At 57.5% G+C, this 25,012-nt stretch carries 18 protein-coding genes; 12 read left to right on the forward strand and 6 right to left on the reverse strand.

Features of this window, described 5'->3' with window-relative positions; all coding sequences use genetic code 11:
- Together lipB and YH64_RS03620 are read left to right on the forward strand one after the other, a co-directional pair.
- The gene (lipB, locus tag YH64_RS03615) at positions 1-651 is read left to right on the forward strand and encodes a lipoyl(octanoyl) transferase LipB (protein ID WP_046802958.1); all 651 of its coding nucleotides are present in this window, start codon (positions 1-3) and stop codon (positions 649-651) included.
- Positions 648-1,367, forward strand: coding sequence for a tetratricopeptide repeat protein (locus YH64_RS03620; protein WP_046802959.1), 720 nt, complete (start codon positions 648-650; stop codon positions 1,365-1,367). The genes lipB and YH64_RS03620 overlap by 4 nt, the downstream gene beginning before the upstream one ends.
- Before the next feature lie 150 nt (positions 1,368-1,517).
- Here the strand turns inward: YH64_RS03620 and YH64_RS03625 are convergent, their stop codons facing one another.
- Positions 1,518-2,330 (reverse strand): LacI family DNA-binding transcriptional regulator, encoded by an 813-nt coding sequence (locus YH64_RS03625; protein WP_143215238.1) that lies wholly within the window; start codon positions 2,328-2,330, stop codon positions 1,518-1,520.
- A gap of 215 nt (positions 2,331-2,545) precedes the next feature.
- Here YH64_RS03625 and lipA point away from each other — a divergent pair, with 215 nt between their 5' ends.
- The 10 genes from lipA (at position 2,546) to YH64_RS03675 (ending at position 16,162) form a co-directional block, all read left to right on the forward strand.
- Complete coding sequence (lipA, locus tag YH64_RS03630; protein ID WP_046802961.1) at positions 2,546-3,556, forward strand: lipoyl synthase; 1,011 nt, start codon at positions 2,546-2,548, stop codon at positions 3,554-3,556.
- Positions 3,557-3,757: 201 nt separating this feature from the next.
- Positions 3,758-5,191, forward strand: coding sequence for a UbiA family prenyltransferase (locus tag YH64_RS03635; RefSeq protein WP_046802962.1), 1,434 nt, complete (start codon positions 3,758-3,760; stop codon positions 5,189-5,191).
- Complete coding sequence (locus YH64_RS03640; RefSeq protein ID WP_370512722.1) at positions 5,179-6,483, forward strand: FAD-dependent oxidoreductase; 1,305 nt, start codon at positions 5,179-5,181, stop codon at positions 6,481-6,483. Before YH64_RS03635 ends, YH64_RS03640 begins: the two co-directional genes overlap by 13 nt.
- 2 nt (positions 6,484-6,485) lie before the next feature.
- Positions 6,486-7,250, forward strand: coding sequence for an SDR family NAD(P)-dependent oxidoreductase (locus YH64_RS03645; protein WP_046802963.1), 765 nt, complete (start codon positions 6,486-6,488; stop codon positions 7,248-7,250).
- A gap of 522 nt (positions 7,251-7,772) precedes the next feature.
- Positions 7,773-8,957, forward strand: a complete 1,185-nt coding sequence (locus YH64_RS03650; protein ID WP_046802964.1) for a hypothetical protein — start codon at positions 7,773-7,775, stop codon at positions 8,955-8,957.
- Positions 8,958-9,008: 51 nt separating this feature from the next.
- Positions 9,009-11,102, forward strand: coding sequence for a hypothetical protein (locus YH64_RS03655; RefSeq protein ID WP_052945924.1), 2,094 nt, complete (start codon positions 9,009-9,011; stop codon positions 11,100-11,102).
- A 10-nt stretch (positions 11,103-11,112) separates the two neighbouring features.
- Positions 11,113-12,057: an NAD(P)-dependent oxidoreductase gene (locus tag YH64_RS03660; protein WP_046802965.1), complete on the forward strand. Its 945-nt coding sequence runs from the start codon at positions 11,113-11,115 to the stop codon at positions 12,055-12,057.
- 2 nt (positions 12,058-12,059) lie between these two features.
- Complete coding sequence (locus tag YH64_RS03665) at positions 12,060-13,352, forward strand: NAD(P)/FAD-dependent oxidoreductase (RefSeq protein WP_221935891.1); 1,293 nt, start codon at positions 12,060-12,062, stop codon at positions 13,350-13,352.
- A 14-nt stretch (positions 13,353-13,366) separates the two neighbouring features.
- Entirely contained in the window at positions 13,367-13,753 is a 387-nt protein-coding gene (locus tag YH64_RS03670) for a GtrA family protein (protein ID WP_255444110.1), read from the forward strand.
- A gap of 318 nt (positions 13,754-14,071) precedes the next feature.
- Positions 14,072-16,162 (forward strand): hypothetical protein, encoded by a 2,091-nt coding sequence (locus YH64_RS03675; protein ID WP_143215239.1) that lies wholly within the window; start codon positions 14,072-14,074, stop codon positions 16,160-16,162.
- Between the two features lie 82 nt (positions 16,163-16,244).
- Here YH64_RS03675 and YH64_RS03680 read toward each other — a convergent pair whose 3' ends face one another.
- The 5 genes from YH64_RS03680 to YH64_RS03700 all read right to left on the reverse strand — a co-directional run bounded on the left by YH64_RS03680 (position 16,245) and on the right by YH64_RS03700 (position 25,011).
- Entirely contained in the window at positions 16,245-20,411 is a 4,167-nt protein-coding gene (locus YH64_RS03680) for a rhamnan synthesis F family protein (RefSeq protein ID WP_052945925.1), read from the reverse strand.
- 204 nt (positions 20,412-20,615) lie between these two features.
- Positions 20,616-22,193: a hypothetical protein gene (locus YH64_RS03685; RefSeq protein ID WP_143215240.1), complete on the reverse strand. Its 1,578-nt coding sequence runs from the start codon at positions 22,191-22,193 to the stop codon at positions 20,616-20,618.
- A gap of 90 nt (positions 22,194-22,283) precedes the next feature.
- Entirely contained in the window at positions 22,284-23,039 is a 756-nt protein-coding gene (locus tag YH64_RS03690; protein WP_046802971.1) for an ABC transporter ATP-binding protein, read from the reverse strand.
- Positions 23,040-23,067: 28 nt separating this feature from the next.
- Positions 23,068-23,805, reverse strand: coding sequence for an ABC transporter permease (locus YH64_RS03695; RefSeq protein WP_255444111.1), 738 nt, complete (start codon positions 23,803-23,805; stop codon positions 23,068-23,070).
- Between the two features lie 135 nt (positions 23,806-23,940).
- Positions 23,941-25,011 carry a rhamnan synthesis F family protein gene (locus tag YH64_RS03700; protein ID WP_052945926.1) on the reverse strand — a complete coding sequence of 357 codons (1,071 nt, stop codon included), beginning with the start codon at positions 25,009-25,011 and terminating at the stop codon, positions 23,941-23,943.
- Between the last annotated feature and the right edge of the window lies 1 nt (position 25,012).

Below are 25,012 nucleotides of genomic sequence, written 5' to 3' on the forward strand. Positions count from 1 at the left end.
GTGATCAAATGGCTCGCGCGGCCGGCGGACTACCTGCCGGTCTGGCAGGACATGCAGGCGTACACCGCGCTGCGCGGCGCCGATACGCCCGACGAAATCTGGCTTTGCGAGCACGCGCCGGTCTACACGCTGGGCCAGGCCGGTCTGCCGCAACATGTGCTGAACCCCGGCAACATCCCCATCGTGCATTGCGATCGTGGTGGTCAAGTGACTTATCACGGGCCCGGGCAAATCATGGCCTATGCCCTGTTCGACCTGCGCCGCGTGGACATGTACGTGAAGGAATACGTCACCTTGCTTGAGGGCGCGGTGATCGACACGCTTGCCCAGCATGGCGTGAATGGCGCCTGTCGCAAACCCGGCGCACCGGGTGTGTATGTGCCTGATCCCGACCTGGGCCCCGACAGTGGCGAGCTTGCCAAGATTGCCGCGCTGGGCATCAAGATCCGCAACGGCCGCGCCTATCATGGTGTGTCCCTGAACGTGGACATGGATCTGGCGCCTTTCCTGGGCATCAACCCCTGCGGCTACGAAGGTTTGCGCACCGTCGATATGGCGGCCTGCGGCGCGCATCGCTCGCCCACCGACGTGGGCAACGCGCTGGCGCAAAATCTGGCGGACGCCTGGCGCCGTAGAAGGAGCACGATTTGAAGACCTACACCGCCGCCGATGTCGCCGCCACCACGCCGGAACAACTGGCCCAGCTGCGCGAAGGGCCGCCGGAATCCTATGCCGCATGGATCGGCGCCGCGGCTGACATGGGGATGGTCGAAGCCCAGACCATCTACGGCCAGATGCTGCTGGACGGCGTGGGCGTGGCGCGCCAGCCCGACGCCGCGCTGGCCTGGTTCAAGCGCGCCGCCAATGCCGACCATCCGATGGCCATCAACATGGTGGGCCGCTGCTACGAAAACGGCTGGGGCGTGGCGGCGGACGACACCGTCGCGGCGTACTGGTTCCGGCTGGCCGCCGACCGTGGCCTGGACTGGGGCATGTACAACTACGCGCACATGCTGCGCGCCGGCCGGGGCGGCGTCACGCAAAACAAGGCGGCGGCACTGGCCTTGTACCAACAAGCCGCGCAGGGCGGCCATGTGAAATCGATTGGCGTGGTCGGGCGGTTCTATGAAGCGGGCGAGGTGGTCGAGCAGGACATCGACCGCGCTTTCGATTGCTATCAGCGCTGCGCCGAGGGCGGTGATTTCCGGGGCATGTTCCATCTGGGACGCTTGCTGCTGCTGCGCGGCAAGAAGCAGGAAGCCGTTCAATGGCTGGTCCGCGTGCCTGAAACCGCCACGCCGGGGTTCTTGAAGGAAGCCAACGCCATGCTGGAAGACGCGGGCTTTCCGGCGTTGTACGAGGTCTGAAGGGTCTGCGGTTTCTTCCGGCGTGAAGGTGTCGACAGACTATCGGCTTGCCGCGTTGTTTGCAGGCCGAAAAGGTAGGGCGGTATCGCAGCGGTATAGCAGCGGTATAGCACCGGATAGCAGCGGTATAGCGCCCAGCGCCGCGCTTTTCTACGTGCTTAGCCGAGCTTCGAACGTCACTTCCAAGGTCTGATGCTGGCCGGCAGCCAGTTCGCCCTGTAGTCGATCAAGCAACACCTGCGCTGCCCGGCGGCCCAGGTCCGCCGCGTTTATGCCCAGCGTCGTCAGGCCTTGCGCCCATTGCGCCGCACTGCCGTCATCCGTGAAACCCAGCACCGCCACATCCTGCGGCACGTGCAGGTCGCGGTTGTGCGCCTCGGACACCGCGGCCGCCGCGAGCAGATCCGACGTGCAAAACACCGCGTCAAAGATCGTATTGGTGGCCAGCAGCCGCAAAAACGCCATCCGCCCGTCGTTCATTTGCAGCACTTCGGGCTGCACGATGTCCGCAACCCGGTCCAGCCCCAGCGCCGCCGCCGCGCTGATAAACCCCTGGCGTCGCGCGCGTTCCCAAGCGTTGTCCGCGCTGATGCAGGCGACCAGCGCATGCCGCTTTTCCGCCAGATGGCGCGCGGCCATGCGACCGGCCTCTTCGTTGTCGATCACAACGGCCGTATCCAGCGGGTGCGCCGAGGCACTCCACGTTTCCACCACCGGAATTTCCATCGCGGCCAGGCCGGCGCGAAGATTGGGCTCGTCCAGCGGGCCCATGACCAGCGCCGCAGCGGGCTGCAAGGCGGCCAATTGCGTCAGCATGGCGGGGTCGTGCCACGGCCCCACCGCCAGAAAGTAGCCTTCGCCCGCCAGCCGCTCCGCGCAAGCTTGAACGGCACGACCGACAGGGCCGGTATCCAGGCGGGGGGCGATCAGGGCAACAAGGCGGGGTGGGGAAATAAGGGACATGGAGAAGGGCTTAGGGGAAATTCAGCGAAATTGCCAGGCAAGACGATAACTCAGCCTGCGACGCGCGACGCGGACAAGCAGCCGGCCGGTCCAGGGCAAAGCGGCGGGCGGGTTGGTGCGGCAGGCGGCGCTGGAGGCGTGAGGCGGCGGCGGGGGTAAAATGCCATTTTTGTCTTAAACCGGGCCGTCCTGCGCGCCGGTTGCGAAGGTGCCCAATGTCTACGCTTGCCGAGTCCGCTGTTCCCCCGAACGAATCCGCCGCCGCTCCCGCCACCACGGAAGCCGTCTACGATCCGACGCAAAAGCAGAAGTCGCAAGCCAAGACGGCGCGCATCCCCATCAAGATCGTGCCGGCCGAGCGCTTGAAAAAGCCCGAGTGGATTCGCGTGAAAGCCGCCGCACCGGGCTCGCGCTTCTACGACATCAAGCGCATCCTGCGCGAGCACAACCTGCACACGGTCTGCGAAGAAGCGTCTTGCCCGAACATCGGCGAATGCTTCGGCAAGGGCACCGCCACATTCATGATCATGGGCGACAAGTGCACCCGCCGCTGCCCGTTCTGTGATGTGGGCCATGGCCGCCCCGACCCGCTGGACACCAAAGAACCCGAAAACCTGGCGCGCACCATCGCCGCGTTGAAGCTGTCGTACGTCGTCATCACCTCGGTGGACCGCGACGACCTGCGCGACGGCGGCGCCGGCCATTTCGTGGACTGCATCACCCACATCCGCGAACTGTCGCCCACCACCCGCATCGAAGTGCTGGTCCCCGACTTCCGCGGCCGCCTGGACCGCGCGTTGACCATCCTGAATGCCGGCCCCCCAGATGTGATGAACCACAACCTGGAAACCGTGCCGCGTCTTTACAAGCAGGCGCGTCCGGGTTCGGACTACATGCATTCGCTGAAGCTGCTGGCAGAGTTTAAAAAGCTGCACCCCGAAGTGCCGACCAAGTCAGGGCTGATGCTGGGGTTGGGCGAGACGGATGAAGAGATCTTGCAGGTGATGCGCGATATGCGTGAGCACAACGTGGATATGCTGACGATCGGGCAGTATCTGCAGCCGTCGGAGCATCATCTGCCGGTGCTGCGGTATGTGCACCCGGATACGTTCAAGATGTTTGAACGTGAAGCGTACGCGATGGGGTTTTCCCATGCGGCGGTGGGGGCGATGGTGCGGTCTTCGTATCATGCGGATGAACAGGCGCATGCGGCTGGGGTGAATTGAGGGGATTGCTTGTCGGGTTCTGGAGAAAGACGCATCGGCCACACCAGTTCAATCGCCCTGAGTTTCGGTCTATTCCTTCCTTTGATTGCCGGTCTGCACGCTAAAATGGCGCGCTTTCGATATTGACCTGCCGCTTTCATTCGACGATATGTCGAATCCGCACGCGGTCGGCCGTCTCATTCCTGCTGTAAAGGTGCCCGCTTGACCGCAATCCCACTTGTTGTTGATCTAGACGGTACGTTAATACGCACGGACATGCTTCATGAGTCTGCGTTGAAGGCTGTCCGAGAACGGCCATTGGATGCCTTGCGCATACCAGTGTGGCTCGCCCGTGGCAAAGCAATACTAAAACAGCATCTTGCGCAGCGTGCGGATCTGGATGCCAGCTTGTTGCCGTACAACAAGGACTTGGTTGATTGGCTGCGTGGTCAACGTGACGCAGGGCGTACGTTGGTGCTTTGCACTGCTTCAGACCGCGCGCTGGCGAGTGCGATCGCCGAGCATCTGAATCTGTTCGACGTTGTCATGGCCAGCGATGGCGCCGTCAATCTCGCTGGCAAGAACAAAGCGATGGCGTTAGAGCAGCGCTTTGGTGAGCGTGGCTTCGATTACGTTGGCAACTCGTCGGCAGATCTGCATGTGTGGAACAGCGCGCGGCGCGCCATTGTGGTGGACGCACCGAAAGGACTGGCAAAGCAAGCGTCCTCCCTCTGCGAAGTTGAACGAGAATTTACGACCCCGGGGTCCGGTTTCACCGTATGGCGTCGCACATTGCGCGTGCACCAGTGGCTGAAGAACATCCTGCTCTTCGTGCCTTTGTTTGCCTCCCATCACTTTTCGGATGTCGGTATCTGGCAAGCGCTGGCCTTGGCTTTTCTGTCGTTCAGCCTGTGCGCATCGTCAGTCTATATCGCCAATGACCTGACGGACCTCGAGAGCGACCGTCAACATCCACGTAAGTCGAAGCGACCCTTCGCCGCCGGGGCCTTGCCCGTATGGAAAGGTGTGATCGCGGCGCCTTTGCTGTTGCTAGCCAGTTTGGCTATCGGAACCTTCGTCGGTAATAAGTTTCTGATTGCGCTGGCTATTTATTTCCTTGTTACTTGCGCATACTCGTGGGGGCTCAAGCGTTTGATGCTGGTCGACTGCCTGACGTTGGCCGTGCTGTACACGATGCGCATCGTCGCCGGTGCCGCCGCTTCAGGCCTGGAACTATCGTTCTGGCTCTTGGCATTCTCTGGCTTCCTTTTCCTTTCACTAGCATTCGTGAAACGATACGCCGAGTTGCAGCTTCAACTGCTTCGTGGCAAACACAAGGCGCACGGGCGGGCTTATGTGACTTCTGATGCCTCGTTGATCCAGGTGCTTGGCGTGAATTCGGGCTTCGCCGCAGTCGTCGTGCTGGCTCTGTATTTCAACAATGAAAACGTGCTGAGTCTGTACCACACACCCGAACTTGCCTGGGTTGGCGTGCCAATCATGCTGTTCTGGATCAGTTGGGTATGGATACGCGCGCATCGCGGCGAGATGCACGATGATCCAGTTATTTTCGCGGTCAAAGATCGTGCCAGCCTCATTGCTGGCGCGCTTTTCGGCGCTGTGCTGATGGGAGCCTCGGCTCCATGGCCATGGTAGCGGTCTCGTCCTGGGGGCGGCTAAGCCGTGAGGACCACGAGGTCCGTGCTCTGTCGGAACTGCCGGACGTTCCATCACTCATCCAAGCTAGCCGCCTGCCTGGATTGGTCTACGGCATGGGGCGTAGTTATGGCGATGTTTGCCTAAACCCGGGCGGTACCCTTTGGCGCACCGCAGGATTGGACCGCTTCATCTCGTTTGATACCGACAACGGCAGGTTGGTCTGTGAGGCTGGAGTTCTGCTACGTGATATTCAACAACTGGCGATGCCCCACGGCTGGGCGCTACCCGTCACGCCGGGCACGCAGATCGTCACGGTAGGCGGTGCTATCGCCAATGACGTGCATGGCAAGAACCACCATGTGATGGGCTCGTTCGGCGATAACGTGCTTGGCTTACGCCTGATCCGGACGAATGGCGAGATGCTCGATTGTGGGCCTGACCTGCAAGCCCCTTGGTTTGCGGCGACCGTGGGCGGATTGGGTTTGACGGGAGTGATAGTCCAGGCTGAACTGCAACTGCGCCGCGTGCACGGGCCGTGGCTTTCAACCGAAACCCTGCCCTATTCTGGGGTAGACGAATTTTGCCAGCTGGCGGACGCGTCAGAAGCCGATTGGGAATACACCGTATCGTGGATCGACTGCATGTCGAAAGGCGGACGCGGCATTTTCATGCGCGCCAACCACGCGGATGCGGGACAACTTCCAGCGCCGAAAGGCAAGCCGCGGACTATGCCGATGGTGCCGCCGGTTTCCTTGGTAAACCGGTTGTCGCTCAAGCCATTCAACGCCCTGTATTTTCATATGAATCGCATGAAGGCGGGCAGGGGGCTGGACTATTATCAGTCCTTCTTCTACCCGCTGGACAATCTGTTGGAATGGAACCGTATGTACGGTCCCAAAGGGTTCTTCCAGTATCAGAGCGTGGTACCGCGAGCGGTGGGCAAGGATGCGATTAAAGAGATGCTTGATGTCATCTCGCGCTCGGGCCAAGGTTCATTTCTGGCAGTGCTGAAAACCTTTGGCGACAGGCACGCGCCTGGCATGATGAGTTTCCCGCAGCAAGGCCTGACGCTCGCGCTCGACTTTCCCAATCGCGGTGATTCTACCGGCCGTTTACTGATGCGGTTGGACGAAGTGGTGCGCGAAGCGGGAGGGCGTATCTATCCCGCCAAAGACGCCCGCATGCCGCGGCAGCTGTTTGTAGCAGGTTATCCCCGTTTATCCGAATTCCTGGCTTATCGTGATCCGGGAATCAGTTCGGCGTTGTCGCGCCGCTTGATAGGAAGCTAAGCATGCATGGAAACTTGACGAGGGTGGTTGTCATCGGCGCCACCTCCGCCATCGCGGAGCATTGCGCGCGGCTATGGGTAGGAAAGGGCGCGGTGGAACTGACGTTGGTCGGTCGCGATCTAGCCAAGACAGAGCGGGTGGCGGCGGATTTGCGAGTGCGTAGTCCCCAATCTGTCGTCCTCGTTCAACACTTGGCCGATTTTACCGATGTGACGGCCGTAGCAGATTTCGTGGCGCGGCTGACGGCGGATCGACCGGTCCATAAGGTGTTGATCGCTCATGGCTCTTTGCCAGATCAGTTGGAGTGCGAACAAGAACTGAGCAGTATGGCCGAAGCGCTTCGGATCAATGGCGTGTCACCCGTGGCCTTTGCGGAGGCCTTCGCGTTGGCGATGGAAAAGTCGCAGTTCGGCACGCTGGCTTTGATCGGTTCCGTGGCAGGGGATCGCGGCCGTAAATCAAACTACGTATATGGGGCAGCTAAAGGTTTGGTGACGCGCTACGCGGAGGGATTGCAGCATCGCTTCGCCCGCAGTCCGGTGAAAGTGGTGCTGATCAAACCGGGCCCAACCGAAACTCCGATGACCGCAACAATGCGAGAGTCAGGCAAGGGCGGCTCCATGGCGCGTGTCGAAGACGTCGCCGCCACCATAGTGCGCGGGGTCGATCGTGGTTCTCCTGTGATTTATGCGCCGGCCAAGTGGGCGCTCATTATGTTTGTGATTCGAAACCTTCCAAGGTTTGTATTCAACAAGATGGATATCTGAACTCTGGTATTCCATGAGCAATAAAACCTTGGGGTATGTGGCCGCTCTTTTTGCGGCTTCTATGGCGTTGTTGGCCGTGGTCGGCGGTGTGCGCGCTTATTCGCCTATTCCGTATTGGGATAGGTGGGATGGAACTCTTCAATTCTATCTGAATACGCAGGACGGACACACGGCGGCTTGGTGGGGGCAACATAATGAGCATCGGGTGTTGCTCTCACGCCTATTGTTTTGGCTTGACTATAGATTTTTCGGAGGCGTCAGTGTTTTCCTGATTGTGATGAACTTCGTTATCGTGATGGGCACTGTATGGGTTTTTTGGACGGTCTTGCGTGATACAGACGACTACGACCGCAGCCCAGATTCGCGGCGTACCTTAGCAATGTTTGTCCTGGGCGCGTTGTTTGTTTGGTCACAGGAAAATAACCTGAGCTGGGGTTTCCAAAGTCAGTTCTTCCTGGCTCAGCTATTGCCGCTATGCGGCCTTGTGTGGCTCGCGCGTGCAACTCAGGGCGCCGGGAGTAGATGCGATTTCGCGCGGGCGTGTTTTTTGGGGTGCTGTCTATCGGGACGATGGCCAATGGCGTCCTGGCGCTGCCGCTAATGGTTTTGTATGGGCTGCTGCTGGGTATTAGCTGGGCACGTATGGCAATCTTGGCGACTCTGTCGCTAATTTGCTTGTCAGTCTACTTCGCGGGCTATGTCGCACCACCTCTGCACGGCCATTTGTCCGCAGCGTTACGTGACCAGCCTATTCAACTGCTTATTTATACTATGGGCTATCTTGGCAGTCCCTCTTATTATTTGGCGGGAAAAGGGATGTTCGGGGCTGTGGTTGCAGTGCTCGCGGGCTCAGCATTGACCCTGGGGTCGGCGTGGCTTTTTGTTCGACTGTTTCGACAGGCGAGGTCCGCGCCTGTACTTTTGGCCCTGCTTATATTTATTCTTTTCATTGGCGGCACGGCGTTGGGTACTGCTGGAGGACGATTGATATTTGGCGTACAGTCCGCAATTGCGTCCCGCTACACTACCCCTGCTCTAATGGCGTGGCTGGCATTCGTCGTTGTGCTTTATTTCAGTGTGCATCATTTCAGCCATGCGGGTGGGACGAGACGGGCTTGTTTAGCTCTGGGTGTGATTTCGGTACTGATGATGGGTTATCAAGTGTGCGCGGTCAAACTCGATGGCGACAAACTGCATGGGAGAGAAGTCGCTGCGCTGGCGTTGGCCATGGGAGTCAACGACAGGGAGTTTATTAGCTTTATTTTTCCCGATAATACCCTCCCGCTGCAGTGGGCTCGCCAGGCAGCGGACCGTGGTTTGACGGTATTTGGGCAGTTTCCGTACCGCAGTCTGAGCTCTCAGATTGGCAACCGGAACGAAGAAATAGATCTGCCCGCTTGCAATGGTCGTGTCGAAAGCGTCACTGCTTTGCCCGAAGCGAAAGATCATATTCGTGTGTCGGGTTGGGTAATTGACGAAAAAACTCGAGCGTCGCCAAAGCTCTTAAAGATCGTTGCTAACTCGACAATCGTCGGATTTGCTCTATCGGGAAAGCTTCGCGCTGATCTGATCGGTACGCTTAAGGGAAGTGACCGCGTCGGGATGGTGGGCTACTTGAAATGGCAAGCGGGAAATCCGTCCATTCAGGCCATCGGAGTAGATATTCCCTGTCAAGTGGACCTGGATCTAGCTCCATTGGTTCTTTAACGCGGAATCGTTATAGAAGGATTCTGCAAACCAAGTTGGATATCTAACGGCATGAGGGTTAACGAGCGGTTGGTACTGCTGGCATTTTTCTGCGCTGCGATGTTTATCGTCGCGCTGGCCGTGGTCGGCGGCGTGCGCACGTTCTCACCCGTTCCGTTTTGGGATATGTGGGACGGCTACCTGGATTTTTATTTAAAGGCTAGCCAGGGCGATGGGTCCGTTTGGTGGGCGCAGCACAATGAACATCGCATCCTATGGTCGCGCGTGCTGTTTTGGTTAGACATCAGGTGGTTCGACGGCGCTGGCGCATTTCTCATTGTCACGAACTACATGCTGGCCGGCATAGCCGCTCTAGTTTTTTGTCGCGTGCTCGCATGGTCGCTGCCGGGGCGCTCCATGCGTGTAGTTCGCTGGTCCCTCTCCTTGTTTATTCTGGGCTGGGTGTTCTCATGGAGTCAAAGTGAGAACTTCACTTGGGGCTTTCAAAGTCAATTCTTTTTGGCGCAATTGCTTCCCCTGTGTGCGTTCGTGATGTTGTATCGCTCGGCCGAGCCGCAGGCCAGCCGGATCATATTTGTCTGGGCCTGCGCCTTGGGTCTAGCGTCGCTGGGGACTATGGCCAACGGCGTCATTGTCTTGCCCTTGATGGTGCTGTGCGCGGCGCTGTTACGTGTGGGCATGCTAAGAATTCTGGTACTGCTCGCGTTGGCGGCGGGCGGAATATATCTTTACTTTCGTCAATATGTATTGCATTCGGCGACCAACGAGTCAATGCTCGTGGTGCTCGCCGCGCATCCCACTGAGATCGGCCGCGGCCTGCTTGTTTATCTGGGCAGCCCGTTTTTCTATCTGATGCGCAAAAGTAGCCATAGCGTGCAGATTGCCGCTGGCGCCGGGTTCGTGTTGCTTGTGACATCCGTTGTATGGGCGCTCGCTGCGGCGCGGCGCAGTAGGCAGAAGGGACTGCGTCTGGCCCTTTTGACCTATCTGCTGTTCATTGGCGGCACGGCGTTGGCTACGTCTATTGGACGCCTGCAGTTCGGGCCGGACCAAATCCTCTCCAGCCGCTACAGCACGCCAGCCATCATGGCGTGGGCAACATTTCTAATCCTGCTTGCCGACAGCTTGAAGGGGCGACTTCAAGCGCGGCCGGTTGCTTGGCTGCTCCCGCTGTTGGCGTTGCATCTCTATGTGGGGCTCGTGCAGGTACGTAATCTGCCCAAGCCTACGACGACGGAACCGCAGCGCCAATTGGCCGCACTGGCGCTGACCATGGGCGCAAAGGACGACGCCAGGATTGGTGTGATCTATCCCTATATTGACCATGTGCTGGATATCGCCGCACGTGGGTCGCTGGCCGAAGTGTCAATCTTTGGCTCGCCGGTTCTACGTGGAGTGCGCAAGAAACTGGGCACACCCGCTGACATGGGCCGCGCCGGTAGTTGCTCCGCAGGGGTCGATTACGCGCACCGCCTTAAGGCTGGCGGCTACGACCGCATAAGTGGCTGGCTGCGAGGCTCGTCGGATCTGGTAGGTGGGCAGGGCGTTTGGCTGATTAGCCAGGACGGCAGGCAAGTAGGTTACGCTCTTGTCCGAAACCAGCCAGCTGCGCAGGGCATTGCGCAGACGTATCAACGTTTTGAGGGGTATGTCGCAAAGTCGGACGCGATGATGCTCGCAGCTGTGCAAATCGCGGGATCAGAATGCTCTGCGAACTCGGCCCCTCCGTCGCCTCTGTTGCTGGTATCGGAAGCGGAGGAGGTCATATTGAAGGGCGGCGAGGCAGGCGTCAGCGCGATTCTGTCAAACGATGGTTGGTCGGGATCGGATTATGAACGGTCCGCTCTTGAAGGGTTTCAAGTGCTCGGAAGCATCGTTCGGGGTGACTCCGACGTCGGTACGCTACATTTGAAAGTCAAAGCGGGCGAATCGGTTCTTTATCGCTCCGGTCCAAACGGGCGATCGCAATTCCTTCAGGCTGGAAAAGAGGCTGCAACTCGGATGATATTGCCATCGGCCGAGAGTTGGGTAAGGCTCGAATTCAATAGTGCGGCTTGGACCGCAGGCGAATTCGAGATCACATTCACCGATGCGGGTACAGGCTTTGGCGAATGGTCAGCCATAGCGTTGCGCGTGGATAGATAACTTATAAATCATGAATGAAAGTCAAAGAAAGATTCTGATCCCTGGAGGGGCTGGTCTCGTTGGCCAGAATATGGTGGCCCAACTCAAGCGAAAGGGATACACCAATATCGTTGTGCTGGACAAGCATCGAGCTAACCTGGATGTTTTGCGTTCATTCCATCCAGATCTGGTCATTGAGTATGCGGACCTGGCGGAGCGTGGCGATTGGGAAAATCACGTTGAAGGCACGGACACGGTCGTGATGCTGCAGGCTCAGATTGGTGACCCCCATCTTGAGCCGTTTGTCCGCAATAACATCACTTCCACTGAGCACATGCTGGCGGCGATCAAACGCTATAACGTGCCTTATACGGTCCACATCAGTTCCTCCGTCGTGGAATCGGTGGCGGATGATTTCTATACCAATACCAAGAAAGATCAGGAACGCATCGTCCTGGAAAGCGGAATCAACTGCGTGGTTTTGCGGCCTACGCTGATGTTTGGCTGGTTCGATCGCAAGCATCTGGGCTGGCTCTCGCGTTTTATGCAGCGGGTTCCCGTTTTTCCGATTCCGGGAAACGGAAAATTCATGCGCCAGCCGCTGTACGCGGGCGACTTCGCGAGCATCATCATCAGCTGCATCGAGTCGCGGATCAATGGACAGGTGTTCAATATCACGGGCCTGGAGCAGATCGACTATATCGATATCATCAGGGCGATCAAGGCGTCGACGGGGGCAAAGGCCGCGCTACTGAAGATTCCCTACAGCCTGTTCTATGTGCTGTTGAAGACGTATGCGCTGTTCGACCGTGATCCTCCGTTTACGGCTGCGCAGCTCAAGGCGCTGGTGGCGCATGATGAATTCGAAGTCATCGATTGGCCCACCATTTTCAATGTGACGCCAACGCCTTTCGCCAAAGCGATTGACGAGACGTTTCACGATCCTGTTTACAGCAAAGTGGTTCTGGAGTTCTGATAATAATGGGCCAACGGATTGCAGTATTGGGCGCAGGGCCGATGGGCCTGGCAGTGGCGTATCAGCTTGCGCTGGACGGCCACGAGCCGGTCATTTTCGAGGCGGACGACCGCGTCGGCGGCATGACCGCCACGTTCGATTTCAATGGGCTGGATATCGAGCGCTACTACCACTTCCATTGCACATCGGACACAGCATTTCTCCAGTTGCTGCAGGAGTTGAATCTGGCGGATAAGATGCGCTGGGTAGAAACCAAGATGGGTTATTGGTATCAGGACAGGTTACAACCCTGGGGTAATCCGGTCGCGCTTCTGAAGTTCAAGGGGCTGGGCCTGGTGGCCAAGGTGCGTTATGGCTTGCACGCGTTCCTGTCAGTCAAACGCAATGACTGGAAGCCGTTGGACCATGTCGAGGCGACGGGATGGATTCGCCGCTGGGTTGGCAAGGAAGCCTACGAAGTCCTGTGGCGCCGGCTGTTCGACTATAAGTTCTACGACTACACGGACAATCTTTCGGCGGCCTGGATCTGGAGCCGCATTCGTCGCATCGGCCGCTCGCGGTATAGCTTGTTTCGCGAGCAGCTCGGTTATCTGGAAGGCGGCTCGTCGACGATGCTGCAAGGGCTGGCAGACGCGATTCGCAAGAACGGAGGCGAAATCCGTTTGAAATCGCCTGCAAGCAAGGTCGTGATCGAAAATGGCGAGGTGCGCGGTGTGATGGCTGGTGGTGAACTGCACGCCTTCGACAAGGTGGTGAGCACAGTGCCCTTGCCTTACGTGTCTCGTCTTATGCCGGACCTGCCCCAGCCGATTTTGGATCAGTTCAACAATAAAAAGAACATCGCGGTTGTATGCGTCATTGCAAAACTGAAGCAGGCAGTCACTGAGAATTTTTGGCTCAATATCAATGATCCGGAAATGGACATTCCTGGTCTAGTTGAATACACCAACTTGCGGCCATTGGGCGAGCACGTGGTCTACGTGCCTTTTTATATGCCCGGTGAGCATCCAAAATATGCAGAGCCGGACGAAGTCTTCTTGAATAAGGTGAAGCGTTATCTCAAGAAGATTAATCCGTCGTTGTTGGATAGTGATTTCATCGATATTAGGGCGAGCCGCTATCGCTTTGCACAACCTATCTGCCAGCCCGGCTATTTGGACGAAGTGCCCGATGCCAAATTGCCCGTAAAGGGCTTGTGGGCGGCTGACACGTCGTACTACTACCCGGAAGATCGCGGTATTTCGGAAAGCATCGGCTACGGCCGGGACATGGCGCGGAAAGTGACGCAGCAATAATCATGAAAGCGTTCATGAACAAGCAATTCACGCTTTTTGTGGTGACTGGCGGCATTGCAGCCGCCGCGAACTTCGGATCGCGCATCCTGTATAACCGCTGGGTAGATTTTTCCACAGCGGTAATCCTGGCTTACATTACCGGCATGATTGTCGCGTTTCTGTTGGCGAAGGCCTTCGTGTTCAAGGAAAGCACACAGTCTACGAACAAGTCGGTGATGTACTTCATCATCGTCAATATGTTTGCTGTGCTCCAGACTTGGCTGATCAGCATGGGGTTGGCGTTGTATCTGCTGCCCGCGCTGGGAATAAAAATGTATGTACACGAACTTGCCCATGCTGCCGGGGTCGTGGCGCCGGTATTCACCAGCTATCTCGGGCATAAGCACTTTTCGTTTCGATGATTTTGCGGTTAACTCCTTAAAAATTTTAGCCTGAATAATACGCGAACATAAATGAAGTGATCCTCTAACGCGTCCGGGAATTGTTCCAACGACTCGCCGCTTGTCCGGCGAATCGTTCCCCTTTTGGCGCTCTTGGTCTCAGCCCTGCTATTCATCCCGTTTATGCCGGTGCTGCCGAGGGCTGGCTTGGATCCGTCCTGGCGTGCCGCAATCAATGTTGCCGTAGAGAAGGGTTACGTCTTTGGGCGTGACCTAATTTTTACGTTCGGGCCGTTGGGTTCCGTGTATTCGGCTGGTTATAGTCCAGCGACGGATCTCATGACGCTATTAGGCAGCTCCCTTTACGCAGCGGGTTTCGTCATCTCGATACACCTCAGTGCATCCGGGCGGCGCCAATGGTGGGCAATTGTTTTGCCCCTGCTGGCTTGTCTGTTCGTCATGCGCGATGTCTACTTCCTAGCGTTGCCCTTCTTTCTGATGTTGGCGGTGATGCGGGCGACTGAAGCGCGAGGCGGGGCCTATCGACTGGAACCCACGCCCGCCGTGATTGCTGGGCTGGCGTTGGCGACGCTGGCGATGAGTGTGGGTCCTATTGTCAAGGGCAGCTTCTCGGGAGTTGTACTACCCGTAGGCGGATTGACCTTTTTAGTGTTGCTGCTTGCGAATGTGCGGGCCGCTTTGGGATTCGCGGTGCTCGCGTTGATTGGCCTGGCAGGCTCTTGGGTCCTGGCTGGGCAATCACTCTCAGATCTACCCGAGTTCTTCATAGCTCAAGGTCCGATTATTTCCGGGTATACGAACGCCATGTCTCTAGGTGGCGGTGGCGATATCGTCGGCTATTTCTTGTTAAGTGCGCTGATTATCTTTAGTGTGTTCTCCTATTGGTTGTGGCGAGCATTTGGAAAGCGCTCCTTGTTTGCTTGTTTGGCATTGGCTTTCACGCTGTTTATCAGTTTCAAAGCTGGGTTCGTGCGCCAAGATGATCACGTTTTCATCGCTACGGGCGTCTTGCTGCTGCTCGCGTATGGAACAGCGTTGTATGCCACCCCGTCAATGGTTATCGGTGTCTGGGCATTGGCGGGTTTGGTCTGGTTTTTGGCTGGGTCTACCGTCTTCCAGATCAATGGAAATTTCCTGGCCACAAAGCTATCTGACAATTGGCGCAATACCTACCTAGGTATTAAAATTCGTGCGACTGATCCTGGAATGTGGGTCAAAGCCTATGAAGAGGCGCAGGAGAAAATCCGTGCGGACCATCCATTACCCGTAACGCAGGGAACGGTGGACCTCTATCCCACAGAGCTGTCCGCTATTTTCGCCAACAAGTTGGACTGGTCCGGGCGTCCGATTCCACAAAGCTATTCGGCGTACGATCCAATCCTTATCGCCAAGAACGTGGCGCATCTAAAATCGGCTAGGGCCCCTGATACTGTCTTTTTTTCGCTCGGCACGATAGATGGTCGTTTCCCTGCGCTAGATGACTCGGGGAATCTACTCGAATTGCTTGCTGGGTATTCAGTATCCGGCGTTTCACTTCCCTATGTCATTATGAACAAGCACGCAGGGGCACGTGGTGCGGAGCTGGATTCGAAAAAGCGAGTGGAGATGCGGCGCGCTCTCGGGGAGGCGATTGAATTGAACGATCACCGGCCGTTGTGGATGCAGGTCGACATTCAACCTACTTTGCTAGGCAAAGCGGTAAGCGCGTTGTTCCGTCTACCGCAAGTTCAGATAGAGATTATTCTCGATAATGGCGTTTCGTTCCGGAAGAGAATCATCCCGAAGACTGCGCAGGCCGGTTTCATTGTTTCGCCGTATCTTGAGAGCGCGTCTGATGTTGTTAGTCTGGCTGCCGGAATCAATGTTGGGCCGAAGGTCAAGGCAGTTCGGATTCATGCTGAGGGGGCTCGATTGTGGCAGAGCAACTTTGATGTGAGCATGACGCCCATCAACATTACGCCACAAGAATCCGCTCGATCTTTGGTGCTAAGTGCACCTCAGAACGAAGCGCCCGAGTGGATAAGCTTGCAAGCCGCCGGCTCTGCTCAATGCACGGTTGACAGCGCTAACGGTGCGACGTATCGCCCGGGTGCCCCGGTAGCTAAATTGAATGGCGTCGTCCTGCTTCAGGGATGGATCGGGCCGAATATTCAAAATGAGGATACCCGTATGCAAATATGGGGGGTCGTTGAACGTAGTGGTATGCCGCCCACCTATTACAAGGCGAAGGTGATGAGCCGACCAGATGTCGCTGCGGCGCTGAAGCGGCCAGATCTGACCGACTCGGGCTTCATCCTGGGCATCGAATTTCCCGACGAGCCGGGGTCCAAAAAGATATCATTGATCTCGATCGTGAGGGATAGGGTTTTTACTTGCCCCGAATCGGCGATTTTGGTCCAGGGCAACTGATTAAAAAAATAATCGGCCTTCTCTCCATATTTGGATGAAAGCCGCGGTATTTAGCCTTTAAGGACTGGCTGTTGCTAACCGATTAACGATTTATTCCAGCAGCATACGTTGACCGATGCGTAAATCCGGCATGTCTCGCTGCGCTGGGCAAAAGCCTTTCTAATGCGTGGAGCATTGATCCGTCGATCGGCAAAGGCTCGCTAGGGTAGTCGTCCCAGTCCAATTTAAGGTTGAAAATCGGTGCCAGAGCTTGCGGACGCGCCCAGAACATCGTGCCGACCGGGAACGGGAAGAAGCCATCTTTAAGCGGGGGCATGCCCATTTTTTGGGCCAAGGTTGCAGCAAAGCGACGGTTCTTGTCCCATCCGATCAGGTGCGGATCGTCCGCGAACACCAATCCCAGCTTCTCGTCTTTCGAGAATGCGGTGAGGATGGCATCGGCCGCACGGAATTTGCCTCCGATCATGTTTTCCAGAAGAAACTCGATCCAGTCCGGCACCAAGTTCGACAGCGTGACGTGTGGACTCTTCTTGGTATGGAAGTGGCCAATAATGTCGTATCCACTTAATTCTTCTGCAAACTCGGTAAAGAACGGGCCTATATCGCGCCCGCGATTTGTCGTTTGACGGACCAGGCAGCGGTGCTGGTAGGGTTTCTGGGCCAACACTCGCGCGACATCTTCGCCCGCCAAGGCGTTGGGCACACTTATAAGGTACTCGCATTCAAGCTGGTTAAGCTCCATCCGGTCCAGAATAGAGGGCAGCAAGTCGGGGTAATAGGCGTGAATGTGTACCCCGATCCGAGCTTGGCGAGCCGGGGTTAGGTCCGCGTGCGCGAGGTCGAGAATGTCTTCCTGCCATGGGCCTTGCGGCTGCCCTGCCTGAAGCCAGTGCACATAGGGATCCGGATTGGACGCTGTCAAGCCCGCGTGGTCGGCGTAAGCGGCCGGATTAAATCCGGGTGCGGGTTTACGAATGTAGATGCGGCTCTGACTTTGCTTCAGATATGTCCGCGCCGCCTCTACCTCAGAAACGTGAGAACGCCGGGCTCGATAAAAATCTGGAGTGAAGTTTGCACTACCGACTAGTGTAAGTTCGTCGGCCCGGCGTTGATACGTCGCCGTAGTCGCAGTAAGCGCGAGGGATTCCAGTTTCTTCACGTACTCTGGTAGCGCGAACGTCTCCGAAGCGATGAGCTTGCAGGCTTGAGAAATCTGCGCTTGCAGTACGGGAGATGCGCTGATATCCAGTATGGCTTGAGCCGCGGCTTGAACATTAAGATACGGCAGCACGCATGGCTTGGTAGTTTTGTTCGAAGAAAGAATCTCCGACACCCCGGTCGCATTTTCAAAGCAAATCAACGGCGTGCCCAATGTCATGGAGTCGATGGCGACGTTGGGGAGTGGGTCGAGCCGAGCGGAAACGAAGAACAGATCCGCCAGTTCGTACAACACGTCCAGATGTGGCGTTTCGTCCAGCATGAGCAGGCTGTCTTGCAGGTCCGAAGTTTGAATTTGATCGTCCAGGAACTTGCGGTACTGCTGGTGTTCCGCCGAGTCGTAAGTCCGGCCGACCCACACCATGAGGATCTTCCTGCCCACAGCCATGTGCTTCAATTTGGTGGCGGCCGCAATGAAGAGGTCCACGCCCTTTCGGTATTCGATCGTGCCAGCGCCGAGGACCACGAACGGTCGGTCAGGGCCTTGCGCGTCATCGCTGAGCACTTGCTTGATCAGTTCCTTGCGTTCGCGATCCGCCTTCTGCCGTGCGACCGGGCTTTCATCGCCTAGGTTTGTCGGGATAACGGACTGTCCTTGCGGGAGGATGTGCGAGCGGCGAATGGAAGGCACCGTGCGCTCCAGGCTGGCATTGCCTTGTACGACCTTTGCGGGAAAGACGACCTCGCCAGCCCAACCCAGCGTGTCAACAATTTCGTCCGGATAACAATGGAACTTGCTGAATTCGTGCACCAGCAACACGGACGGCACGTATTGTTCGGCGAGCGGGCGCAGGACGGCTCTGGAAGCGATGCTATTCACGATGGCGAACGCCAATTTGAAGCGTTCATCCAGCGCGGAGATCGTCCGGCCAATGGCCTTGGGCGTCCGCACTGACTTGTCGTAGGGTCCGGCCACGACAGCGCAATCGTTCATAAAATGCTCGGCAACATCTCCATTGCCGAGCAATAGCGCGATCACGTTGTAGCGCTTGCCCAGCTCTCGGCAAATGTTCCATCCGAGAATGGGCGCGCCCGTCCGCGTGGCGTCGTGGCACACTACCAGCACGTAGTCGCGCCCGGACTGGGTAGCGGTGGCATTCTCGGTAAGCTTCAGTGGCGGCGGCACTCCGAGACGCTCTTCAGCTTTACCGAATTCGATGTAGTGCTGATAGGGATCCATGCCGGAGCCTGCGACGTCCGGGTAATTGTCGACATAAAACTCTTCGTCGAACGGTTCAGTCCTGGACTTCGGAATCTGGGGTGGATTCTGGCCAAGCAAGAGAGAGGTCGTGGCGCCCAAGTGCGGCAGTCTTTCCGAGACGTCCGGCGTGTTATCGCGCAAGCGGCCGGGGCGCTTTAGCAGCACCTTGTTCTTGACGCGGCGGGCTAGGGTCGTGCCACTGCGCAATGGCCGCGTCAGACGCCAGGATCTCGAACCCAGCATGCCCTGGATGCGAGCGTCCCGTTCGACGATCATTTGGTGCATTCGATCCACTTTTTCCTGCCGGTCATTCAGTTCGTGTTCTTTTTCCGCGAACGCGCGCTGAATGGCCTTGATGCTTTCTTGGGTATGGTCTTGACGCAGCAACAGCGCCTTGTTGTCCCCAACGATATCTGCCAACGATTGCTTCAGCGTCTCAAGTTCTGTGGTTAGCGCCGCGACTTGAGCCTGATGGGCAGCCGACTCTTCGGACAGCCGGGTTTCAAGCTGCGTGTGCTTCGCCATCAGCAGTTCATAGGACTTTTGAGCTTGATCTCGCTCTTGCGTGATTGCCTTCAGTGCCTGCTCCCGGCTGGCCAAGGCCTCTTTCAGTGCACCAAGTTCCGCTTGCGCGGCCGATGTAATCTGCCCCGCATGATCCGCCAATGTCTCCGCTTGCGCCAATGCAGTATTCCAGGCCTTGAAGAAACTTTCCTGATGTTCATTTTCAGGCAGACTTCTGCCAGTAATGCGGCGCGCGATGTGTTCCCAATGCGCATCCAGCACGCTCTTAGCCTGTTGTGCAATCGAGCATGGCTTTCGTACTGTCAGATGCGCAATGTAATCCTCAGGTAGTGGCTCATCACCTCCCTCGTGTAGGAATACATTCTTCGACGCTTCAATGAACTCGTATTTGGTAAGGCGAGTTCGCGAATAGCGCAGAATGGGCAGTCCGTAGCACAACGAGGTGATCGTCAGGTGCAGGCTGATCGCTACAGTTCCTGCGCTGGCCGCGATGAGAGCCGCGATATCCAATGGGGATGGCCAAAAACTGAGGCATTTTGCCGTCGGCACGGCATCGGTGATCAGAGAAGGGTGTTCGCCCAGAATGGGGCCTATGACCACAACGAGGATTTGCAGGTCTCGAGTGCGGGGGTGCGCGGCCAGCGCTTGCGCAATAGTGGCCAATTCAGATTTGGCCTGCACGACGATATAGGGGCCGGTAATGCCCGCCTGCGCAAGCAACGGCGCTGCACGGGTGCGCGCCTCTTCAAGTGGCAGCACCTCAGGCAATCCAAATACCGTATCGGGAATAATCGAACACTGTCCGGTATAACCAATACGGCGCATTTCAGCGGCGGTGGGTTCGTCGCGGACCGCCACATACTCGCTCATGGCGAGCGCCGCGCGCAATAGCGGGGCACCCCACGCGGGCGTGTCCAATGACGCGCTCGGCCCGTTCCAGAAGACGGGTACGCCGGCATTTTCCGCGGCCAGCGCGGGCGCCAGCCAATATCCAGTAGGGTGATGCGTTTCACCGTCGGCTGGGTAATAGCCCTTGGCTACGTCTTTGTCGAAGCGGATTAAATGCCCCCCGCCGATCAATAAAGCTGCATGGCTTTCCAGCGCTGAATTCAGACGGTTCAGCGGCGTAACGTCATATGGCCAGCTATGCGCCACTTTCTCAAGATAGGAATATCGCGTCAGCTCCACGCTGCACAAGCGGCGACGCAATTCGTGCTCCGCCACGATGGGGAACATCAGGTCGCCATAATTCTCGACGTCGAAAGTGCCGGATATCGCAATGTTGTATGTCGTAGGGGTAATCATTTAATCCTGATCACCGGGGTTTGACCGGTATACATAGCTTTTACGATCAGCACTCAACCGTCAGAAAATCGTTAATCGGCGATATGCTCAAGTTAGCGGAGGATTGTAGTTCGAAAAAAAGAGTGCCAACTAACAATTGTCATAAAAGTATGCTACGACACGCAGAAAAAATGAGTTGCTGGATAGAAAGCTGTAGGGCCGGACCTAGCGCTGACGCATGCGCCAGGCATCCTTTGCCGAGCGTAAGGGGCCCGTCAGGCGCCAGGAAAAAGATGACCGCAGACGTTCTATCTCCTCTTTACGACGATGTAGATCGGCCTCATGCTGGCGCAGCGTTTCAAGCATCGTCGCGAACTCGTCTTTTAGCTCGACGTGTTCCTGGGTCAAGGCGTCAATCGCCGCGTCAAAGCCGTGCTTCATTTCCCGCAGGCGTTGACGTCCCGTTTCGATTTCGGCCCGTTGTTGCTCGGCGATGGCACGCCACGCTTGATGCTGATCTGCCTCCACTTGGCGCTGTGCGCACGCTTCAATCACGCTAGACTGAACGCGTTCGAGCTCTGCTCGTAGTTGGCTTTCGGTATCAACGCGCGTGTCTGGCGATTGCGAGGACAGCACCGCCGCGTGATGGCGGGCCTGGTCTTGGCTAGCAATCAGCATGCGGTTCCATGCGAGATAAGGCTTCGAAATTCCCGCTAGATCATGGGCCCTACCTTGCCCGAACCGCGCGGCGAGGCTGTTCCAATGCACATCCAGAATGCTGATGGCGTTTCGGGCCTTGGCACATAAGACAAACGACCCCAGCCGCTCCAGAAAGACGTCAGGCACGGGGTCTGTCGGAGGGCTCATCACGACCTCCGCTGCCGTGAACTCACCGGCTGGGGGTTGAGCACAGGACGATGGCAACAACACAGGCAGGCCATACGCGAGTGCGGTCGTGATCACGCCTTCGTCCTGCGCAACAACGCCAGCGCTATGCCCAATCAGCGCCGCAATGGCATCCGGGCTCAATGGGGGCACCAGGGCTGACCGTGCAGGCGCCATGTTTTTCACGGTAACGGCGTCATTTACTGGCGCAGGTAACGGCAGCCAGACGGCTGCGATGCCGCGTACCGCCAAAGCCTTCTCGAGGATGGGGAGCAGCGCGCGGATCTGTTTATGGTCCTGAATCACCACATAGTCGCCCGTGACATTGGTCACGCGGAGCCATTGCTTAATGGCTTCGGGGCGCGGGGCGCCTTTGGCCCGGCCGGGGATCGTTCTTGGCACATCGAACAACACGGACGGCACGATCGGCGAATCGCCGGTAAATCCGGCGCTGCGAAACGTCGAGACGACGTTTTCGTCTCGTGCCGACACATAACGGCTGAGAGAAAGCGCAAAGGTCAGGAAGGGACGTCCCCACTCGGGAATATCACGAACCGCCGCACTGTTCCAGCAGACGGGAAGGCCGGACGTCAGCCCAGCCAGCGCGGGTGCAAGCCAATTGCCCGCACCGGCATGTATATCGCCATGGGGAGGCAGGTTTGGGCCGGAGGACAGGTTCAGCGTATCAAGATTGCCAACCAGCAGTCCAGAGAGCGCAGGGACGTCGCGCTCGAACTCGTCCAGAGAGCGTACGTCGTAAGGCCAACTAATTACGCTGCGGGCACTGGGCGCGTAACGCGTCAGGGTTACGTTTCCCAACCGTTGCCCAAGCGCATCTTCAATAATTAGCGACGCAAGAACATCGTCAAAAGTCAGTCTATCGAATGCGCCGCAGTGGGCTAGTTGGATGGGTCGCATGGCTTCGCTCGCTGAACAGCGAGCGTCCCGACGACCCGAATATGGGGAGGGTGCCTTAATCTGCAAAGACACCCAGCCTTGACGCGGCTGTTACTGGTTGGGAGGTGGTCCAAAGTACGCCGCAGTGACTTCCGCGGCCGGGCCATCCATTTTTATCTTACCGTGCTCGAGCCAGATGACGCGGTTGCACGTGTGACAAACTAGTTCGCGCGAATGGCTGGCAATAACAAGAATATTCGTGGATGCGACCAATTCGGTCAGCCGCTTTTCAGCGCGATGTTTAAAGCTCTCATCACCCACTGAAAGCCACTCGTCCATCAACAGAATCTCTGGCCGGATCACTGTGGATACCGCGAATGCCAGACGCAGATGCATACCCGCGGAATAGGTGCGAACGGGCATGTCGATGAAGTCGCCCAGTTCCGAGAAGGTGATTATCTCTTCAAGTTTGTTTTGAATCTGCGGCCTAGTCAGGCCAAGCAACGCGCCGCGCAGATAAATATTCTCTCGGCCCGTGGCCTCGCCATCGATGCCAAAGCCGATATCAATCAGCGAACCGATTTCGCCGTTGATTTTGGCATGGCCGCTAGAGGGCTCATACACGCCGCTCAGTAGTCGCAGCAACGTGCTTTTGCCGGCGCCGTTGTGCCCGAGCAGACCGACTCGGTCGCCATCCTGGAACGTGAATGACAGATCATCCAGCGCGCGCACGTTCAGTCGGCCAGAGGCGTCGGTGCCAATCTGGCCGCCGGTCGCGACCTGGAACAGCCGCTTCTTCAGCGAGCGCGCGTTGGCGCTGTAAATGGGAAAGTCGACACAGACCTTGTCGAAGACAATGGAAGCCATAATTCGCGGTACCTAACTTGTTTATCCGTTACAGCCAATACGCAATGCGGCGCCGATAGCGCGCGAAGAGCAGAATGGTCGCGATCCAGCCCACTGCGGCGATGCCAATGGTGACGAGCCAATTCTCTATCGATGGTAATTGGCCCAACAACGGGGCACGCACGATTTCGAGAAAATGGAAGAAGGGGTTCAAATCAAGCATGTACGTACCCGCGCGTTGGGGCAGCAGGCTGGGCAGCCACATGATGGGGGTCAGATAGAAGATCACCTGGAGCAAGCTGGAAATAATCTGCGGGATATCTCGAAAGCGCGTGCAGATGATGCCAAGGAAGATGCAAAGCCACACCAGGTTCAACAGAACGAGCAGCAGTCCCGGAATGGCAAGGAACATGTGCACACTGGGCGCCTTGCCGACGGCCAGCATAACCAGCGGAAAGATCACGATGTTGTGAGTCAGGATAATTAGGTTGCGCCACAACTGCCGGAACACATGCACGGACAACGGAATGGGCAGTTGCTTGATAACGGCCTCGGCGGCGATGAAGCTCGAACAGCCTTCCGTGATGACGGACGAGATGAACGTCCAGAGGATGAGGCCCGCAGCCAGGAAGGGCAGGAACTCTTCCATAGGGGATTTGAAGATTTGCCCAAAAACCAGACCGATCGTCCCGATCATCACGCCCATGCTGATGGTGAGCCAGAAGGGCCCCAGCGCTGACCGGCGGTAGCGTTGGCGGACGTCTTGCCAGCCAAGGGTAGCGATCAAAGTGGATCGGCGCAGAGCAGAAGAAAGATCTTCCAATGCACCCGATATAGAAGTGTTAGCCATTTCTTAGAAAAAGTTAGCAGTGCGCCAGCGCACGAGATCACCGCAGCTTAACGCAGCAGCAGGGGGTCAGTCTTATTGGGAGCCAGGAGCTGCCTGGCGTAGCAGGGGGCGATAGACCTGCCGCATTCCTCGTTCGATGTCTTCGGATTTGTTTACCGGTATCAGGGTGTCGGGCAGCGGGTAGCGGTCGCGCAGCGCCACCTTGGCCCAGGTATAGCCATTGGCTTCGACTGCATACAGGAACGCGCGTTCAATTGCGTGCGCCAGGGTGCCATCAATCTGGCCGGCCTCGTCGTCGAAATCGCTGAACTGAAGGTTCTGATCAAGCAACTTCGCCAACGCGTCGGTCCGACACCAAAACATGGATCCGGACGGGCATTCGAGCATGACGTTCTCGTCGATAGCGATGTTCATGCGTTCCAGCAAGGATCGACATGTCGCAAAGTTCGCCCCCCATCCCAGGATGTCGCGCAGGAAAAAGAAATGCTGCGGAAATACCATGCCCACCCGATCGCGAGCTAGCAGGTCGAAAATCGACTTGACGATCTCGGGAGAGCCTAGCAGGTGCTCGTACAGGTACTCGCGCCAGGTTTCGAGCGCCGCGCCGGCATGGGGGGATTTCTTGGTGTGCAGGCTGAGGGCCAGATCGTATCGGTCGTAGACGTCGCGAAAGCCCACGAGCTTCGGCGCGATGTCTCGGCCCCGATTCTCGAACACCCGAATTTCGACGCTGCCCTTGCTGTAGCCTGCGAAGATTTGGGCGATTTCGCCCCGCTTCTCATCGCTGGTCGTCGAGATGTACACGTCCAGTTGGCCCGGCACGTTTTCAAGATAGCGCCGGACGTCGGGGCAAAGTTCGGGGTAGAAGGCGTGCACAATGGCGCAGGCGCTTCGGCCATCGCGGGGTGTGGGATCGGCAAAGGGTAGTTCGAAGGCGTAATCGTCTTCATCAGCCGGGCGATTCCATGCATGGCTCGCCGGGGCGGGCGCTGTGGCTGGGGAAGGCGCAGACAACCGTGCGCGTACACCATGCCAGCCTTCACTGCGCAGCACGCGCATGACGGTTCCGGCCGTGGCGACAAGACCGCCTTGCTGCTTGATCTGTGACCGTGCGCGCTTCGCGACACGAATGAGCTTTTGCATC

Source organism: Achromobacter sp. LC458 (genome assembly GCF_001005835.2).
Classification (GTDB): Bacteria; Pseudomonadota; Gammaproteobacteria; order Burkholderiales; family Burkholderiaceae_B; genus Achromobacter; species Achromobacter spanius_B.

Bases quoted from the DNA above. Each gene is read 5' to 3' on its own strand.
- YH64_RS03700 (WP_052945926.1), bottom strand. From the start codon at position 25,011: ATGCAAAAGCTCATTCGTGTCGCGAAGCGCGCACGGTCACAGATCAAG.
- lipA (WP_046802961.1), top strand. From the start codon at position 2,546: ATGTCTACGCTTGCCGAGTCCGCTGTTCCCCCGAACGAATCCGCCGCC.
- YH64_RS03670 (WP_255444110.1), top strand. From the start codon at position 13,367: ATGAACAAGCAATTCACGCTTTTTGTGGTGACTGGCGGCATTGCAGCC.
- YH64_RS03675 (WP_143215239.1), top strand. From the start codon at position 14,072: ATGACGCTATTAGGCAGCTCCCTTTACGCAGCGGGTTTCGTCATCTCG.
- YH64_RS03650 (WP_046802964.1), top strand. From the start codon at position 7,773: ATGCGATTTCGCGCGGGCGTGTTTTTTGGGGTGCTGTCTATCGGGACG.
- YH64_RS03660 (WP_046802965.1), top strand. From the start codon at position 11,113: ATGAATGAAAGTCAAAGAAAGATTCTGATCCCTGGAGGGGCTGGTCTC.
- YH64_RS03655 (WP_052945924.1), top strand. From the start codon at position 9,009: ATGAGGGTTAACGAGCGGTTGGTACTGCTGGCATTTTTCTGCGCTGCG.
- YH64_RS03690 (WP_046802971.1), bottom strand. From the start codon at position 23,039: ATGGCTTCCATTGTCTTCGACAAGGTCTGTGTCGACTTTCCCATTTAC.
- YH64_RS03640 (WP_370512722.1), top strand. From the start codon at position 5,179: ATGGCCATGGTAGCGGTCTCGTCCTGGGGGCGGCTAAGCCGTGAGGAC.
- YH64_RS03680 (WP_052945925.1), bottom strand. From the start codon at position 20,411: ATGATTACCCCTACGACATACAACATTGCGATATCCGGCACTTTCGAC.
- YH64_RS03645 (WP_046802963.1), top strand. From the start codon at position 6,486: ATGCATGGAAACTTGACGAGGGTGGTTGTCATCGGCGCCACCTCCGCC.
- YH64_RS03685 (WP_143215240.1), bottom strand. From the start codon at position 22,193: ATGCGACCCATCCAACTAGCCCACTGCGGCGCATTCGATAGACTGACT.
- YH64_RS03625 (WP_143215238.1), bottom strand. From the start codon at position 2,330: ATGTCCCTTATTTCCCCACCCCGCCTTGTTGCCCTGATCGCCCCCCGC.